The sequence below is a fragment of the Prochlorococcus sp. genome (genome assembly GCF_965655815.1).
Classification (GTDB): Bacteria; Cyanobacteriota; Cyanobacteriia; order PCC-6307; family Cyanobiaceae; genus Prochlorococcus_A; species Prochlorococcus_A pastoris.
In genome coordinates this window covers 51,307-68,254 of record NZ_CBFHHZ010000003.1, presented here as the reverse complement: position 1 = coordinate 68,254, position 16,948 = coordinate 51,307, and the positions used below count along the sequence as shown (strand labels likewise).

General features: G+C 32.7%; 16 protein-coding genes. 7 read left to right on the top strand and 9 right to left on the bottom strand.

Annotated features, from left to right (window positions below):
* Window positions 1-3: 3 nt before the first annotated feature.
* From bchI to ACTF45_RS05150, 3 genes are all read right to left on the bottom strand, one after another.
* Window positions 4-1,092: a magnesium chelatase ATPase subunit I gene (gene bchI, locus ACTF45_RS05160; protein WP_288347417.1), complete on the bottom strand. Its 1,089-nt coding sequence runs from the start codon at window positions 1,090-1,092 to the stop codon at window positions 4-6.
* 264 nt (window positions 1,093-1,356) lie between these two features.
* Complete coding sequence (locus ACTF45_RS05155; protein ID WP_438949551.1) at window positions 1,357-2,106, bottom strand: RNA methyltransferase; 750 nt, start codon at window positions 2,104-2,106, stop codon at window positions 1,357-1,359.
* Window positions 2,106-2,489: a c-type cytochrome gene (locus ACTF45_RS05150; RefSeq protein ID WP_438949485.1), complete on the bottom strand. Its 384-nt coding sequence runs from the start codon at window positions 2,487-2,489 to the stop codon at window positions 2,106-2,108. The genes ACTF45_RS05155 and ACTF45_RS05150 overlap by 1 nt, the downstream gene beginning before the upstream one ends.
* A 55-nt stretch (window positions 2,490-2,544) precedes the next feature.
* Here ACTF45_RS05150 and petG point away from each other — a divergent pair, with 55 nt between their 5' ends.
* A complete protein-coding gene (gene petG, locus ACTF45_RS05145; protein ID WP_011132691.1) occupies window positions 2,545-2,664 on the top strand; it encodes a cytochrome b6-f complex subunit V in 120 nt (39 codons plus the stop codon).
* Here petG and rsmD read toward each other — a convergent pair.
* From rsmD to ACTF45_RS05125, 4 genes are all read right to left on the bottom strand, one after another.
* Window positions 2,650-3,237 carry a 16S rRNA (guanine(966)-N(2))-methyltransferase RsmD gene (gene rsmD / locus ACTF45_RS05140; RefSeq protein WP_288347421.1) on the bottom strand — a complete coding sequence of 196 codons (588 nt, stop codon included), beginning with the start codon at window positions 3,235-3,237 and terminating at the stop codon, window positions 2,650-2,652. The two genes, petG and rsmD, sit on opposite strands and share 15 nt — an antisense overlap.
* Before the next feature lie 15 nt (window positions 3,238-3,252).
* Complete coding sequence (gene hisH, locus ACTF45_RS05135) at window positions 3,253-3,870, bottom strand: imidazole glycerol phosphate synthase subunit HisH (protein ID WP_288347423.1); 618 nt, start codon at window positions 3,868-3,870, stop codon at window positions 3,253-3,255.
* Between the two features lie 9 nt (window positions 3,871-3,879).
* On the bottom strand, window positions 3,880-4,203 hold the full coding sequence (trxA, locus tag ACTF45_RS05130; protein ID WP_288347425.1) for a thioredoxin: 324 nt from the start codon (window positions 4,201-4,203) through the stop codon (window positions 3,880-3,882).
* Window positions 4,204-4,410: 207 nt separating this feature from the next.
* A complete protein-coding gene (locus ACTF45_RS05125) occupies window positions 4,411-5,574 on the bottom strand; it encodes a GuaB3 family IMP dehydrogenase-related protein (protein ID WP_288347426.1) in 1,164 nt (387 codons plus the stop codon).
* Window positions 5,575-5,753: 179 nt separating this feature from the next.
* On the opposite strand from ACTF45_RS05125, the gene gyrA reads away from it, so the two are divergent.
* On the top strand, window positions 5,754-8,357 hold the full coding sequence (gene gyrA, locus ACTF45_RS05120; RefSeq protein ID WP_438949484.1) for a DNA gyrase subunit A: 2,604 nt from the start codon (window positions 5,754-5,756) through the stop codon (window positions 8,355-8,357).
* Between the two features lie 24 nt (window positions 8,358-8,381).
* Window positions 8,382-9,593: a lycopene beta cyclase gene (gene crtL, locus ACTF45_RS05115; protein ID WP_288346608.1), complete on the top strand. Its 1,212-nt coding sequence runs from the start codon at window positions 8,382-8,384 to the stop codon at window positions 9,591-9,593.
* 5 nt (window positions 9,594-9,598) lie between these two features.
* Here the strand turns inward: crtL and ACTF45_RS05110 are convergent, their stop codons facing one another.
* A complete protein-coding gene (locus ACTF45_RS05110; RefSeq protein ID WP_288346609.1) occupies window positions 9,599-11,182 on the bottom strand; it encodes a glycoside hydrolase family 57 protein in 1,584 nt (527 codons plus the stop codon).
* Between the two features lie 236 nt (window positions 11,183-11,418).
* Between ACTF45_RS05110 and ACTF45_RS05105 the strand changes: the two genes are divergently transcribed.
* Window positions 11,419-13,053 (top strand): 2-isopropylmalate synthase, encoded by a 1,635-nt coding sequence (locus ACTF45_RS05105; RefSeq protein WP_438949483.1) that lies wholly within the window; start codon window positions 11,419-11,421, stop codon window positions 13,051-13,053.
* 96 nt (window positions 13,054-13,149) lie between these two features.
* The gene (locus ACTF45_RS05100) at window positions 13,150-13,542 is read left to right on the top strand and encodes a hypothetical protein (protein ID WP_288346611.1); all 393 of its coding nucleotides are present in this window, start codon (window positions 13,150-13,152) and stop codon (window positions 13,540-13,542) included.
* An 11-nt stretch (window positions 13,543-13,553) separates the two neighbouring features.
* On the opposite strand, the gene ACTF45_RS05095 is transcribed toward ACTF45_RS05100, so the two are convergent.
* Window positions 13,554-15,026: an HDIG domain-containing metalloprotein gene (locus ACTF45_RS05095; RefSeq protein ID WP_438949482.1), complete on the bottom strand. Its 1,473-nt coding sequence runs from the start codon at window positions 15,024-15,026 to the stop codon at window positions 13,554-13,556.
* Between the two features lie 75 nt (window positions 15,027-15,101).
* Between ACTF45_RS05095 and folD the strand changes: the two genes are divergently transcribed.
* Both folD and ACTF45_RS05085 read left to right on the top strand, forming a co-directional pair.
* Window positions 15,102-15,998 (top strand): bifunctional methylenetetrahydrofolate dehydrogenase/methenyltetrahydrofolate cyclohydrolase FolD, encoded by an 897-nt coding sequence (gene folD, locus ACTF45_RS05090; RefSeq protein ID WP_438949481.1) that lies wholly within the window; start codon window positions 15,102-15,104, stop codon window positions 15,996-15,998.
* Window positions 15,999-16,035: 37 nt separating this feature from the next.
* A complete protein-coding gene (locus ACTF45_RS05085) occupies window positions 16,036-16,938 on the top strand; it encodes a polyprenyl synthetase family protein (protein WP_438949480.1) in 903 nt (300 codons plus the stop codon).
* Window positions 16,939-16,948: the final 10 nt, after the last annotated feature.

Genomic DNA, 16,948 nt, shown 5'->3' with positions numbered 1-16,948 from the left:
TTATTATTCTTGTGATGATAATAGAAATTTGGAAAGATCTTCTTTTTCATTCAAATCAAAGACTTTACAGAATGCTTGAATGACTCTTTCTCCTGAATCGACTTGCTCTAAGGGATCTTTTCTTAATCGATGCCTTAAAGAACATGTAATTACTCTAGCGATATCTTCTTCTTGCACTTCAGTTCTTCCCTCAAATGCAGCAATTGCCCTTGCAGATCGATTAGTTACAATATCCCCTCTTAATCCATCAACATCAAGTTCGCCACATATAGCAGATATATTTAATCTAAGATCATCATCCAATTGAACTGAATTTAATATCTCTTGAGCTTTGATAACTTTTTGCTGAAGGTCATCTTGCTGTTTCTCAACACTTATTGAGAATTCATCGGGATTATCATCAAATGAAGTTCGCTGATCAACAACTTTAACCCTTAATTCTGCATCTCTTACTGTCTTAACCTCAACGCTCATACCAAACCTATCTAATAACTGAGGCCTAAGTTCTCCTTCTTCTGGATTGCCAGAGCCAATCAAAACAAATCTTGCAGGATGTCTAACTGAAACTCCCTCTCTCTCAACTGTATTCCATCCAGATGCGGCGGAATCTAAAAGAACATCAACTAAATGATCGTCGAGTAGATTAACTTCGTCTACGTATAACAAGCCTCTATTAGCTTTTGCTAATAAGCCTGGTTCAAAGGCCTTAACTCCTTCGCTTAAAGCCTTTTCTATATCAATAGTTCCGCACAGCCTGTCTTCTGTTGCCCCCAATGGCAAATCAACCATTGGAACTTGTTTTTTATCTTTCTCCAAACTTTCTCCCTGTACAATTTTCTCTAAAACTTCTTTACTCTGTAAATCAGGATCTATAAGTGAACTATTATATGGATCATCTTTAACAACATCTATAGCTGGTAACAAGTCTGCTAGAGCTCTTATAGTTGTAGATTTACCAGTTCCTCTGTCACCCATAATCATTACTCCTCCTATTCTTGGATCTATAACATTTAACAAAAGAGCTAATTTCATTTCTTCTTGACCAATTACAGCAGTAAAAGGAAAAACTCTTCTTTTCTTTGTTGTATTCACAGCTTTAGTTTTACTTTATTTTCGAATGATCAATAGATGATACTTCAGAAAATGTTTTTAGTAAATATCCAAATTAAATTGAACGTTTTGACTATATTTGAGCTTATTTATATACAAATTTATTTCTTAATCTAATTTAATTTTTTAGAGTCTATTTTTTACTCTAAAATCTTACGTTTATAATATGTTTAAAACTACAATCTTAAAAAAAAGGTTTAACAAAAAATATCAACTTTTCATCAATTTTTACTTAACTTTATAAATTTACTTACCTTTTGAATTATTTAAAAACCAGTTAATTTGGTGAACGATTCCTCTCAAGACATTAATATCATGACTTGATGTCTTCGCTTTTAATAAAAATTTTTTAAATTTACTGATTTTTGAATTAGCTGTATGTTCCAAAAGATATCCAGTTTTAATAAGCATTTCTTCTATTTCTTTAAAAGATTCATAAATTTGTTTTGATGATGCAAGGTCAAAAACTTGTAAATCTTTCTCTACATTATTTGTTGAAGATTTATTTAATTCATACAAGATTATTGAAACTGCATGAGAGAGGTTTAAAGAAGGATAGTTTTGAGAAGTTTTAATATTAAGAATCTTATGTGCAAAAAGTAATTCATTATTACTTAATCCTCTATCCTCTCTTCCAAATAAAATACCTAAATTATTAATCTCAACAAAAGATGAAATCCATTTAGATATGTCCTCAGGAGATTCACATTCAATATCATTACTTAAATCAATCCTTCCACACGTGGCAATGACCAAATCACAATCAAAAATTGCTTGCTCAATACTATTAAAAATTTTACAATTATCAATATATCTAAGTCCTTTAAGAGCCATTTTTTTTGCTTCTAAGGAAAAAATATCACATTTTGGAGAAACAATCCTTAATTCATTAACATCAAAATTAGAACATAATCTTGCGATACTTCCAACATTTAAAGGACCATTTGGTTCGACCAATACAACGTTCAAGTTAAGTCTTTTTTTCTTCAAATTTATTACAAGCTATGTAAATACGTTAATAAATTAGACATGTTTTGAGGATCAATTTCAAAACTTGGCATAGGAGGGGTAACTCCCTCAATAACTTGTTTTATGATTTCTGCATCATTTAAACGCATGGTTATTGAATGTAAATCTGGTCCAACTAAACCTCTAGCAGTAATACCATGGCATCCAACACAATTCATTTTAAAGAGAGTATCTCCTTCTTTAACAGAACCGTTGAGTTCAAGAGTTTTAAGAATATATGTATTATTTTCTTCATGATTAAAATAAAAGAAAGAGCCACTAATTATTAAAATCATACAAACAATAAAAACCCGTTTCCAGATTTTTGTTTTCAAAGTTTTTTCTGCTGCAGATGATGAAGATGTTGTCACAAAAAAATGTCTCTGTGTCACAATTGTGAATGAAAAATCAAAAAAATGCCAGCAAATGATTGAACCTCTTTTATGTGGAATAGTTTTAGGATTAGTTCCAATAACCCTTCTAGGATTATTTGTTAGCGCGTGGAATCAATATAGGAGAGGATCAGGAATGTTAGATATGGATTAAAAAAGTCAATTTTGATTGACCATAAGTCCTAACATCATAAATATTCCAGAGAATATTCGTCTTAATATCTATATCTAATGAATGTTCGCAGATAACAATAGTACCTTTCTTTATAAAATTACAATTAAATATTTGATTTAAAACTAATTCATGGTAATTAGCTCTATATGGGGGATCTAAAAAGATAAAGTCAAATTTTATTTTATTAAAATCATTTGAAGAGAAGATATTCCTCTCAGTATTTGGCTTAGTCCAAATTAATACATCTTTGCAAATAACTTCAATATCATTTTTTCGATTATCTATATTTTGCAACGAGTGAAGATTTTTTAAACATATTTTTGAATTGTTTTTATTTTTTTCAATTGCAACTATTTTTTTTGCTCCATGATTATAGGCTTCACAGGACACAGCACCTGTTCCGCTAAATAAATCTAACCAATTAGAATTTTCTACAGTATTTTTCAAAATATTAAAAATTGCTTCCCTAACCATTAAGGTTGTTGGCCTAGTATCTATATTTCTCGAGCTTTCAAGCCTTCGTCCTCCAATTAACCTCAAATTTGTTTTCATATATCACAAATCAAATTATTGAATACTTTTAACCCATCGACGTAAAAGCTTTTCACCAGTTTTCCCTGATTTTTCAGGATGAAACTGGCAAGCCATTAAATTATCTCGTTCTATCATTGCTGTTAATTTTTCAGAACCATAACTAACATTTGCAGTTATTAAATTATTATTTGATGGTACCGCATGATAAGAATGAACAAAATATACCCAATTATTTATTTCATCCACTTTTAATAAGCTATTTTTTCTTATAGGAAGAAGTTCACACCAACCAACATGAGGGATTCTTTGATCAGACAATTGAGGGATTTTTTTTATTTGGCCCTTTACTATTCCAAGTCCATTAATTGTACCTTCATCACTTGATTCAAAAAGTAATTGCAATCCAAGACAAATCCCTAAAAATGATTTACCACTTTTAATCCAATTTTTAATATCAATTATTAATTCTGTTTTACTGAGATTATTAATAGCAGGATCAAATGAACCAACTCCTGGAAGTATTAATGCTTTACAGTCTCTTATTTGATGATTATTTTTTATTAAAATTACCTCTTCTTCAAGGCTTTCTAAGGCTTTTGTTACGGAATGTATGTTACCCATCCCATAGTCTATGAGTCCTATTTTAGCCAAAACCTTATTTTATAAGTGTTTTGATAAGGTACTTGAAAGAGTCGCTTTTGGTACTGCTCCAACAACAGTGTCAACTTTTTGACCACCTTTGAAGATCATTAAGGTTGGGATACTTCTGATTCCATATTGGCTTGCAACATTTGGATTCTCGTCTGTATTTAATTTAAATACTTTAATTTTCCCTTCAAAGTCTTTAGAAATCTCCTCCACAACTGGGGCGACCATCCTGCAAGGTCCACACCAAGGAGCCCAAAAATCAACTAAGACTGGCAGTTCACTTTGCAAAACTTCTTTGTCAAATGAAGAATCAGTTACGGCGGCGGCTGATGACATAATTTAGATATTCCTTTAAGAAAATTTAGCAAGCTATTCTTTTAAGTGATGATTTCATTACAGATAAAAACATATAAGTAACAAAACGACTTAAAAAAGCCCGATAAATCGGGCGATTTGGTGTGTGAGGAGTATGGGGTTTCCCCCATAAATTAATGATAACTCCTTAAGAGAAATTTTTGACATTTAAATCGATAAATTTTTATGTTACTTACCCATTCCAAGTTGTTGAGCTTTTTGATACACTTTACCCTCTGTTAAGAGAGAGGGTGCAATTACAATCTCTACATTTTGCATTTCTTTAATATCTTTAGCTCCAAGAGTACTCATTGAAGTTCTAATAGCTCCAAGTAAATTATGTGTCCCATCATCAAGTAATGCAGGTCCTTTAATAATTCTTTCTAAAGAACCAGTAGAGCCTACCTCAATTCTTGTACCTCTAGGTAAAATTGGACTAGGAGTTGCCATTCCCCAGTGAAAACCATTACCTGGCGCACTAGAAGATTTAGCTATAGGAGACCCGATCATTACTGCATCAGCACCACAAGCAAGACATTTACAAATATCTCCACCAGTAATTATCCCCCCATCAGCAATTACTGGGACATATCGACCAGTTTCTTCAAAATAATTATCTCTTGCTGAACTGCAGTCAGATATTGCTGTTGCCTGAGGTATGCCAATACCTAAAACACCTCTAGAAGTACAAGCAGCACCTGGACCAATTCCTACCATAAGACCTGCTACACCTGCTTTCATAAGAAGGTCTGCAACTTCATAAGTCACACAATTTCCAGCAATAACGGGAACTTTTAAAGATTGACAGAGACTTTTAATATTTAATGTCTCCTTTCCATCCATACCTAAATGCTCTGTTGAAACTACTGTTCCCTGTAGAAAAAATAAATCTATTTTTGATTTGACAAGTGTTTCTTTAAATTTAATAGCAGCTTGAGGAGTTCCACTTAAAGCGGCTATCCCTCCTTTTTCTTTAATTTCATTAATTCTTTTAATTATTAGGTCTTCTTTTATAGGTTCACTATATATTTTTTGCATTAGAGGAACGAATTCACTTTTCCCAACAGATGAGATTTGACTTAATATTTCTTTTGGATTTTCATATCTAGTTTGAATACCCTCCATATTAAGAACACCAAGAGCTCCTAACTCTGAAAGCTCTACAGCTGTATCTACATCAACCACACTATCCATTGCACTCGCAATAATTGGAATTTCTCTTTTAACATTTCCAATTGACCAAGAAGGATTAGTTAAATCATAATCTAGAGTTCGAGTCCCAGGAACTAACGCTATTTCATCAATACCATAAGCTCTTCTAACTTTTTTGTTTAAACCAATTTCGATATTCACGATTTTTTTATTTATTCTGATTAAATTAACAACTAAAGGGGTAATAAGCCAATAATTATTGAAAAACAAAAGAGTTTTTTTATTATTTGTGTATAAATGTGAGTATTTGAAAATTAATTATTAGCTTTTTTTTATTCATTCTGACAATCAGGGATTATTATTAAATAAAGGTCTTTTATATGTCTGATATTGTTGATTCTGAGAATTCTGGTTTGAGTGAAAATAACGATCGAATCATTCAGACTGATTTAAGAAATGAGATGTCACGCTCTTATCTAGAGTATGCGATGAGTGTTATCGTCGGACGTGCTCTCCCTGATGCAAGAGATGGATTAAAACCAGTGCATAGAAGGATTTTATATGCGATGTATGAGCTTGGTTTAACAAGCGGTAGGCCATATAGAAAATGTGCGAGGGTAGTTGGAGAGGTTTTAGGAAAGTACCATCCTCATGGAGATACTGCTGTTTACGATGCATTAGTACGTATGGCACAGGATTTTTCTATGAGAATGCCATTAATTGATGGACATGGGAACTTCGGATCCGTAGATAATGATCCCCCTGCCGCGATGAGATATACAGAATCACGTCTTCAATCCCTAACAGATGAAAGTTTGCTCGAGGATATTGAATCTGAGACTGTGGATTTTTCAGATAATTTTGATGGCTCACAACAAGAACCAAATGTTTTACCCGCTAGGATCCCGCAACTCCTTTTAAATGGATCATCAGGTATTGCTGTTGGAATGGCAACTAATATACCCCCGCATAATTTAGGAGAATTAATCGATGGTCTTAAAGCTATAATCAAAAATCCCTCAACAGAAGATAAAGAACTTTTTGAATTAATTAAAGGCCCAGATTTTCCAACTGGAGGCCAGATATTAGGAAGAGATGGTATCAAAGAGACCTTCAAATCTGGGAAAGGGTCAATAACGATGAGAGGGGTTGCAGATATTGAACAAATTAAATCTCCTGGAAGAGCAGAAAAAGATGCCGTAATAATTACTGAGCTTCCATTTCAAACTAATAAAGCCGCTCTTATAGAAAGAATCGCAGATCTAGTAAATGAGAAAAGATTAGATGGGATATCAGATATTAGAGATGAAAGTGATAGAGATGGGATGAGAATTGTAATTGAGCTTAAAAGAGATGCCTATCCTCAAGTTGTTCTAAATAATTTATTTAAAATAACACCTCTACAAAATAACTTTAGTGCAAATATTTTAGCTCTTGTCAACGGAGAACCTACAACCCTTTCTCTCAGAAAAATGCTAGATGTATTTTTAGAATTTAGAATTGAAACAATAAAAAGAAGAACAAGTTTCTTATTGAAAAAAGCAGAGGAGAGAGATCACATTATTAAGGGTCTTCTTTTAGCCCTTGACGCTATGGATAATATTATAAATTTAATAAGATCTGCAAAAGATACGAATTCAGCGAGAGAACAACTGCAAAATGATCATGAATTATCTGTAATTCAAGCAGATGCAATTTTACAAATGCAATTAAGAAGATTAACAGCTTTAGAGGCCGATAAAATTAAAGCAGAGCATGATGAACTTACAAGGAAGATTACAGATTACAAAAAAATATTGAGTGATAAGGAGAGAATAAATGAAATTATTCTTGAAGAGCTTAGTAAAATAGATGAAAGATTTTCATCTCCGAGAAAAACAGAGATTCTCAATTTAGGCGGGGGGCTTGATGATATTGACTTAATAGCTAACGAAAGATCCGTTGTTTTATTAACGACTGCAGGATACTTAAAAAGAATGCCTGTAAGTGAATTCGAATCTACAAGCAGGGGGTCTAGAGGTAAAGCTGGAACAAAGAATCAAGAAGATGATGAAGTTAAATTATTCATAAGCTGTAATGATCATGATACTCTTTTACTTTTCAGTGATAGAGGGGTAGCTTATGCACTCCCAGCTTATCGAGTACCTATGAGTAGTAGAACAGCTAAAGGGACTCCCTCTGTTCAACTACTCCCAATACCAAGAGAAGAACAAATTACTTCTCTTGTTTCAGTAGATTCCTTCGATAACGAGTGTTATTTATTAATGCTTACCAAAGCTGGATTTATAAAAAGGACTCCATTATCCGCTTTTTCAAAAGTAAGATCAAATGGTCTAATAGCTATTAATCTAGAAGAAGGAGATGCTTTAACCTGGGTTAGATTATCAACAGAAGGAGATAGTGTCTTAATTGGGTCGAGCAGAGGAATGACTATTCATTTTAGGTTAGATATTCATGAATTAAGACCTCTTGGAAGAACTGCTAGAGGTGTTAAATCAATGAACTTAAAAGAAGGAGATAAACTTGTATCAATGGATGTTTTAAGTTGTATCATGGTTGATCAATTAGCAAATCTTGAAGAGGAAGATATTGAAAATGAGAATGAGGAAGATCTTGAAAGTAAGTCTTTAAAAGGACCTTGGGTTCTAGTAGCCAGTGCTTTTGGTCTTGGGAAAAGAGTTCCAGTTACAAAATTTAGATTACAAAAACGTGCAGGTATGGGACTAAGAGCAATTAAATTCAGAATCAAAGATGATTCACTCGTCGGCCTTAAGGTTCTTGGAGAAGGTGAAGAATTACTTTTGGTTACCGAAAAAGGCGTAATTGTAAGAACTAATGCCGATAAAATCTCTCAACAATCAAGAGCTGCTACAGGAGTAAAATTACAACGACTAGATGATGGAGATCATTTATCCGAGGTTGTGTTAGTTCCTCACGAACAAATTGAAGAAGATCAATTAATTTCCAATGAAGAAGAAACTTAAAAACCTTTAGATTAGAAAGTTCTTATGGAAATTCTTGATATTTTGATATTAGGTTCTGGGCCTGCAGCATTATGTTTAGCTTCAGAATTAGCCAAACAAAATCTTAATATCAAGGGGATATCAACAAAATCTCCTTATGAAAAATGGGAAAACACATATGGGATTTGGGCTTCTGAGTTAGAAGAATTTGGTTTAGCGTCTTTGTTATCTCATAGATGGTCAAAAACTGTAAGCTATTTTGGAGATGGAATAAAGGACAAAGGGAATAGTCCTACAAAACATTATTATGATTATGGTTTAATTAATCAGGAAGCTTTTCAAAATGAACTTTTGAAGACCTGCAAAGGTATTCAGTGGTTAAATGAAACTGCAAAATTAATTACTTCAGAAAACAAGATTTCTGAAGTAATTTGTTCATCAGGGTTAAAACTAAAGGCAAGATTAGTAATCGATGCAAGCGGACATAAGAGTAAATTTGTAAAAAGACCATTTTTAAAAGAAGTCGCACAGCAAGCTGCTTATGGAATCGTCGGTAAATTTTCTACTCCTCCTGTAGACAAAGATCAATTTGTTTTAATGGATTTTCGTTCTGACCATTTAGAGGATGAAGAGTTGTTAAAATCCCCCTCTTTTCTTTACGCAATGGATTTAGGTAGTGAAACTTATTTTGTTGAAGAGACATCACTAGCTAGTTATCCTTCTTTTTCACAAGACCATCTAAAAAAAAGACTTTTAAGTAGATTAAATAACAAGGGTATAAAAGTAGTAGAAATTTTTCATGAGGAGAATTGCTTATTCCCTATGAATTTACCATTACCATATAAGAAACAATCGGTTCTTGGTTTTGGAGGAGCCGCAAGTATGGTTCATCCCGCATCTGGATATATGATTGGATCTCTATTAAGAAGAGCTCCACTTCTCGCTGAAAAATTAGCAATCTTTTTGAAAGAACCAAACTATAGTTCACTAGAATTAGCCACTAAAGGATGGTCAGTCTTATGGCCATTTGAATTAATTCAAAGACATAGACTATATCAATATGGACTCAGGAGATTAATGAGCTTTGATGAAAGTAGATTAAGATCTTTCTTTTCTAATTTTTTCAAATTGTCAACGGAAGAATGGGTAGGTTTTTTAACCAATACTCTTCCATTACCTAAATTGATTTATGTAATGAGTAAAATGTTTATAAATTCACCTTTAAAAGTTAAGCTTGGGATGTTAAAGATAAAATGAAATTCTTATGATTGCCAATCTTCAATTCTTATATTAGGGAATATCTTATCTTCTTCTTCAATATTATTGAGAAATTCATAATCAATAAAAGATTTATCTTCTAACATCTCAATTAATTTCCAGAATCTAAAAAGATGTCTATCAATCCTTTCTTTAGCGAGTTCGGTTGTAGTTCCAGCCTTTAAAATGAAACTCCAATCAGAGGATTCGGACAGAAGCAACTCTCTTGCTGCTTGCTTTAATAATCTTAAAGAGAAATCATCATTAAAGTTCTTACTAGATAATTCAATAAAAACAGCACCAGCTTTTGTGATTTCTGGAACTATCCATGCGTTTTTATCATTAAGCCAATAATTATGAAATCCGCCCTGACCCCAGCTTGAAGGAGATGGATCACAAATTTGAAGGTCAGGATTTTGAAGAAGGATTTCCCTTAGGTTTGTAAGCTTAATGAAATATTTTGTAGATTTTTTAAGTATATTTTCTATAAATCTTGGTCCTTCATACCACCAATGTCCAAATAGTTCGGCATCAAATGGAGCAATTAACAAAGGTTCGAATGATGCGGATAAAGAAAGGTTCTTTAATTGTTTAGATCTTGATAAAAGATAATTGTCAGCATGTTCTTCAACTTTTTTTAAAGCTTCATCTTCTATGTAAAATTCTTTTTTACCTAATGAACACTCATTATTTGTAATTCTATGAAATTTTAATCCTAAAGGCCTACTCGTTGGAATTCCTTTTTTTTGTAGTTCTGTGGAAGACAATTCCCACCCTAAGTCTTTATGAAATTCCCTATAAACTGGATTCCCTGGGTATCCCTCTCTTGAGGACCAAACTGGCAATGTTGATTCACTATCTCTCCCAAAAAAAGCCACCCCTTTTTTTGAACAAATAGGTGCATATACACCATACCTTGGCCTTGGTGATCCATTTAAAATCCCATGACCATCTAAAACTGCATATCTAATTCCGCAATTAAGTAATATCTCATCAAGGTTTTCATAATAAGCGCACTCAGGTAACCAAATCCCTAATGGTCTTGTTCCAAAAATAACTTCATGACTTCTTATTGCCGTATTTATTTGACCTAACACTGTTTCAGGATTTTCTCTAAGGATTGGTAAATATCCATGTGTTGCTGCACAAGTAAGGATATCTAAATTTCCAGTCAAATTTAAATTTTTAAATCTTTCAATCAAATCTCCAGAACATTTTTCCCAATATAAATAATTATTTTTAATATTTCTTAGAAGAAATTCAGATGCAGCTTGTTCTTTTTTAGGTAAATCATTCAAAAATTCTATTCTTGTTTTAATCCAAGATGAGTATTTCTTTTGAATTTGTTTATTTTGAAGAAGTGATAATAAGGTTGGAGATAAACTGAGGGTTAATTTTGTATTGCTAGTATCTTTCTTTTTGCTTGATTCCATTACTTGAAGTAATGGAATATAACATTCGAGTATTGCTTGGAATAACCAATCTTCTTCTAAGGAATTTTTTTCATTTTTTCTAACATATGGGAGATGAGCGTGTAGAACTATTGCCAATCTGCCTAAGTAATTTTTATTAGGGAAAGGCCCATTCATAGTTTTTTAAAGATTATGATCAAAGTTCGTTTAAAATGTCAAAATTTACTTTTAGGCAGATATTTAATTATTTAATTTTGTATAAATAATACTTTATTAAACAAATATAAAAACTTCTTTCTTATAAAATTTTACCAAAAATAATAAGGTTATGATTCCTATGGACAGGGTTTATTTATACATATCTAGTAATTTTTTTTTAATTAGCTTAATATAGGATTAATTGTAATTAATAAATGTCCAAAGATCCTGGCAGAATATTGATCTTTGATACAACACTGAGAGATGGTGAGCAATCCCCTGGTGCGAGTCTAAATCTTGAGGAAAAGCTTGCAATTGCTCATCAACTTGCAAGATTAGGAGTAGATGTTATTGAAGCAGGATTTCCATTTGCTAGTCCTGGAGATTTTAAGGCAGTAAATAAAATTGCAGAAGTAGTTGGGGGAGAAAATGGTCCAATAATTTGTGGTTTAGCTAGGGCTTCTACAAATGATATAAAAGCTTGTTATGAAGCTATAAGCCCAGCCCCTAAAAAAAGAATTCATACATTTATAGCCACTAGTGATATCCATTTAAAACATAAACTTAGAAAAAAAAGAGCAGATGTTCTTTGTATAGTTCCTGAAATGGTTAGTTATGCTAAATCATTAGTTGATGACGTTGAATTCTCTTGTGAAGATGCCTCAAGGAGTGATCCTGAATTCCTTTATGAAGTAATTCAACTAGCGATAACATCAGGAGCTACAACTATTAATATTCCAGATACAGTTGGGTTCACAACTCCAAGTGAATTCGGGAAGCTTATTTTTGATATTAATAAAAATGTTCCAAATATTGATGAAGCTATTATTTCAGTTCATGGTCATAATGATTTAGGTTTAGCTGTCGCTAATTTTCTAGAAGCAGCAAAAAACGGAGCGAGGCAATTAGAGTGCACAATAAACGGCATAGGTGAAAGAGCTGGGAATGCCTCCCTAGAAGAATTAGTAATGGCATTACATGTGAGGAAAAGTTTTTTTAATAGTTTCTTTGGAAGAAATTCAGATTCACCTACTCCGTTAACAGCTATAAGAACAGAAGAAATCACCAAAACTTCACGATTAGTATCTAACTTAACTGGTATGAATGTTCAACCTAATAAGGCGATTGTTGGGGCGAATGCTTTTGCTCATGAATCAGGAATCCATCAGGATGGTGTATTAAAAAACAGACTCACATATGAAATTATTGATGCCAAAACTGTTGGTTTAAATGATAATAAAATTTCATTAGGCAAACTTAGCGGAAGAAGTGCCGTAAGAGCAAGATTGGAAGAGATGGGATACGATTTAAGCAGAGAAGACCTGAATGATGCGTTTGCTCGTTTCAAAGATCTAGCTGATAGAAAGAGAGAAATTACCGATAGAGATTTAGAAGCTATAGTTAGTGAACAAGTTCAACTTCCGGAATCTAAATTTCAACTAAGTCATGTTCAAGTTAGTTGCGGCAGTACATCCAAGCCTACCGCGACAGTGACTCTTATAAATACAGAAACCCATACTGAAGATACTGCTGTCGCAGTAGGTACTGGACCTGTAGATGCGGTTTGCGAAGCACTAAATGCATTAGCACAAGTTCCTAATGAATTAATAGAGTTTTCAGTAAAATCTGTAACGGAAGGAATAGATGCATTAGGGGAAGTTACTATAAGAATTCGGAACAAGAATAAAATATATTCAGGACATTCTGCGGATACAGACGTAGTTGTTGCTGCTGCCAATGCTTTTGTAAATGCTTTAAACAGACTTGTTTTTTCTGAGAAGAAAAACTCTATTCATCCCCAATTTGATAATTTAGAAAATCCTAAAAATAAAATATTATCAAATCCATAAAAATAATTTAGTTTTGGGATTATTAAGTTTAGTCAAAAACCAGTAACCTAATAATGTAGATTAAAGCTTTGATTTTATATTTAATCGAATAAAGTAATGAGAGAAAAGGTATTAGGATATTGGACTCTTGCATGGGTTGGTTTGATAAGTAATATTATTGCTTTACCCATAATCGCTTTAATAGTAAGTTATGGACCTCAATTAAAAGTGGCTAATATTACTCTAGCTATAAGCCTTGGCTGGCCTTCAGCAATAGTTGGGATAGTTTCTTCGTCTGCTCTTTTAGCGGAAAAGAAATGGGGTATTACCTTGACTCTGGTATCTCTTTCAATGATAATTTCTGGAACAGCTCCATACTCTATTTTTCGATTAGTCGCCCTTAAAGATATTTTTGGAATTGGAGGTTTTACACTTTTGTTCTCTTTATTTGGAATCTTAGCTTTAATATATTGGTGCAATCCGAAACATCGAAGAAGTATTAGATTATAAAAAATATTAGATTAAGAAAAAGTGTTATTTTTTGTTATTGGATATTGAATTCGTCTATGTCTAATTCTTTTCCAAACATTTAAAAAAGATTTTTTTATTAGAAAAATTTCTCCCTTGGAAAGATCACTATCATTTAACTGACCATCAACTTGCCTTGAATAAAATATTTTGGATATTGTTTCTAGTGCTTCAGAATCAGAAGCATTAATATCCATTGCTCTTAAGGCCGCTTCACATCCATCGGCAAGCATCAAGATAGCAGTTTCTTTGGATTGAGGGATAGGACCTTTATATCTAAAATCGTTCTCATTAAAATTTAATTTTTTCTCTTCAGCTTTATTAAGAAAATATCCCATTTTAAGAGTTCCTTGATGTTCTGGGATGAAATTAGCTATTGGTTTTGGTAATCTATTTTTTCTTGCAAATTTCAGCCCTTCATCTACGTGGGCTTGTAAAACCTCTGCGCTTTTTAAAGGATCATCAATTTCATCATGTGGATTCACCCCCCCATCTTGATTCTCAATGAACCAATTTGGAGCATGTAATTTTCCAACATCATGATATAGAGAACCTGTTTTGATAAGATCAATATCTCCTCCAATCATTCTTGTCGCCTCTTCAGCTAGACCACATATCAACAAAGTATGTTCAAAAGTTCCTGGGGCTTCAATAGAGAGTCTTCTAATAAGAGGTTTTTCTTTATCAGCCAATTCCAATAATCTTGCCTTTGTTAACAATCCAAATATGGACTCAAAAATGGGGATAAATAATATTGTTATGAGCATTATTATTGCCAGTAACAGAGAATCAGAAAATATTTTGCCATTTGAAGTAAAAATTTCTTGGTTATCCACAAAGGAATATTCCTCATTTCCAATTAGTAACCATTGAGAAATCAATGCCCCTATTGGAACAAATATTGAAAGTTGAAGTAACTGAGCTCTACTTCTTATTCTTCCGCCAAGAACTGAAACAACACTTGCGCAAATCAAGGTTATGAGTAGAAGATTACTATTAATATTTGTCAGAGAATCTGGCCAACTTAGGCTTGCTATTGAGACCCAAGCTAAAGCAGTTATGGTTCCCATACCTTGAGAAATAATTAAAGCAGGAGGTATGATGATTGATAAAGGACTAAATCCTGATCCAAATATATTTTTTATCATTTGAACAACTAATAGTAGTGAAATAATTAAGAGGATTTGTCTTGAATTAATATTTGGATTTTCTTTTCTAGAAACTAGTATTAAAAATCCGCAAGTAAATAAGACTTCACTAAAATTAATTCCCCAAGTTAAAAAATCTGAACCTTCTAAATTTTGAACAAGAAGAATTTCATAGGAAGATATTATGGAGATAACAATACATATTAGGAAGATAATTAATTTATCTATTGTTGAAATTTGAATAGGGTGCTGTGAAGGGAATTGACTTCTTTTCCATAAGTTATTTAAATTTTTTATAATTCTTGTTTTATTTTGCACAGAATAGAATTAAATCGAATTGATTAATTTAAAAATTATAGGCATGCTAGGAGTAAAAAGGAGAAGTTTTTCTAAATGTCATTAAAACTAGATGGTAAAAAATTATCCCTAGAAATAGAAGAAAGATTAAGAAATTATATTCTTACTAATAAAACAATTGCAAAAAGAAATCCTGGTTTGGCTGTAATAAGAATTGGCGAAGATCCCGCAAGCGGAGTGTATGTGGGTAACAAAGAAAAAGCTTGTTCAAGAGTTGGAATAAAGAGTTATATTTTTCATCTAAAAGATACAGTAGAGCAAAAAGAAGTTGAACAATTATTAAATAAATTAAATCTTGATAACAATATTGATGGAATGTTATTACAACTTCCCATATCAAAGAAATTTGATGAACAAAGATTGATAAGTTTTATTAATCCAAAAAAAGATGTAGATGGATTAAATGAGCAAAATATTGGGAAGTTAGTAAAAAATGAACAGGCAATGAGATCTTGCACACCAGCTGGGATCGTAAATTTACTAAAATCCCAAAATATTAAAATTGAAGGAAAAAAAATTGTTGTTATTGGAAGAAGTTTGTTAGTTGGGAAACCCCTATCTCTTATGTTGTTGAACCTTAATGCGACAGTGACAATTACTCATTCAAAAACTTTAAATTTAAATAAAATATGCAAGGAAGCAGATATATTAATCGCTGCTGCAGGAAAACCTAACCTCATAGACTCAAGTTTCGTTAAAGAGGGTGCTGTAATTATTGATGTTGGAATACACAGATTAACAACTTCCGACAAAAGCAAAACCAGATTATGTGGAGATGTATTATTAGAAGATGTCATTCCAAAAGTATTTGCATACACACCTGTTCCTGGGGGTGTTGGACCAATGACAGTAACAATGTTACTAGTAAATACTATTTCCAGCTGGCAAAAACAATTTGGTTTATCATCAACTCTTAATGACCTGCTGTCATAAAGCTCACGATTCAGAAAAACATTACTCAAAGTAAAAAATGACAGAAGTTATAGATAATATTCCAGATTTTGAAAAATATCTAACAGACACAAAAAAAGTCGTCGAAGAAGCTCTTGATTTCTCATTAGGCCCCGAGAACCCAGAAATCCTTAGGGATTCAATGAGATATTCTCTCCTGGCTGGAGGGAAAAGGATACGTCCAATTTTATGTTTAGCTTCTTGTTCACTAGCAGGAGGTGAACCCTCTCTAGCTGTTCCTACAGCAGTTGCCATAGAAATGATTCACACCATGTCATTGATTCATGATGATTTACCTGCTATGGACAATGACGACTTAAGGAGAGGAAGACCTACTAATCATAAAGTTTACGGCGATGCAATAGCTATTCTGGCTGGTGATGCATTATTAACGAGAGCCTTTGAAATGGTCTCACTAAGAAGCCCTGGCGTTGATTCCAATAGATTATTAAATGTAGTTGGAGAACTTTCCCTAGTAGCAGGAGCACCCGGACTAGTTGGTGGTCAAGTTGTTGATTTGGAATGCGAAGGTAAAGAAGTTGACCTCGAAACCCTTGAATATATACATCTTCATAAGACCGGTGCATTATTAAAAGCCTGCGTCAGAACTGGAGCAATGATTGCCGGAGCTAATGAAGAATTATTAAATGCCTTAACTACTTATGCAGAGGGTATTGGTTTAGCATTCCAAATAATAGATGACATCCTTGATTTAACTTCAAGTAGTGAGAAACTTGGTAAAACAGCCGGTAAAGATCTTTTAGCAGATAAAACTACTTATCCCAAATTACTTGGGATGGAGGAATCAAAGAAAAAAGCTTTCGATTTAGTGGACCAAGCTAAGAAAGCAATTGAGCCTTGGGGTTTAAATGCAAAATATTTAATCTCCTTAGCTGATTTCATTACAAATAGAGATAGATAAAGAGTATTTA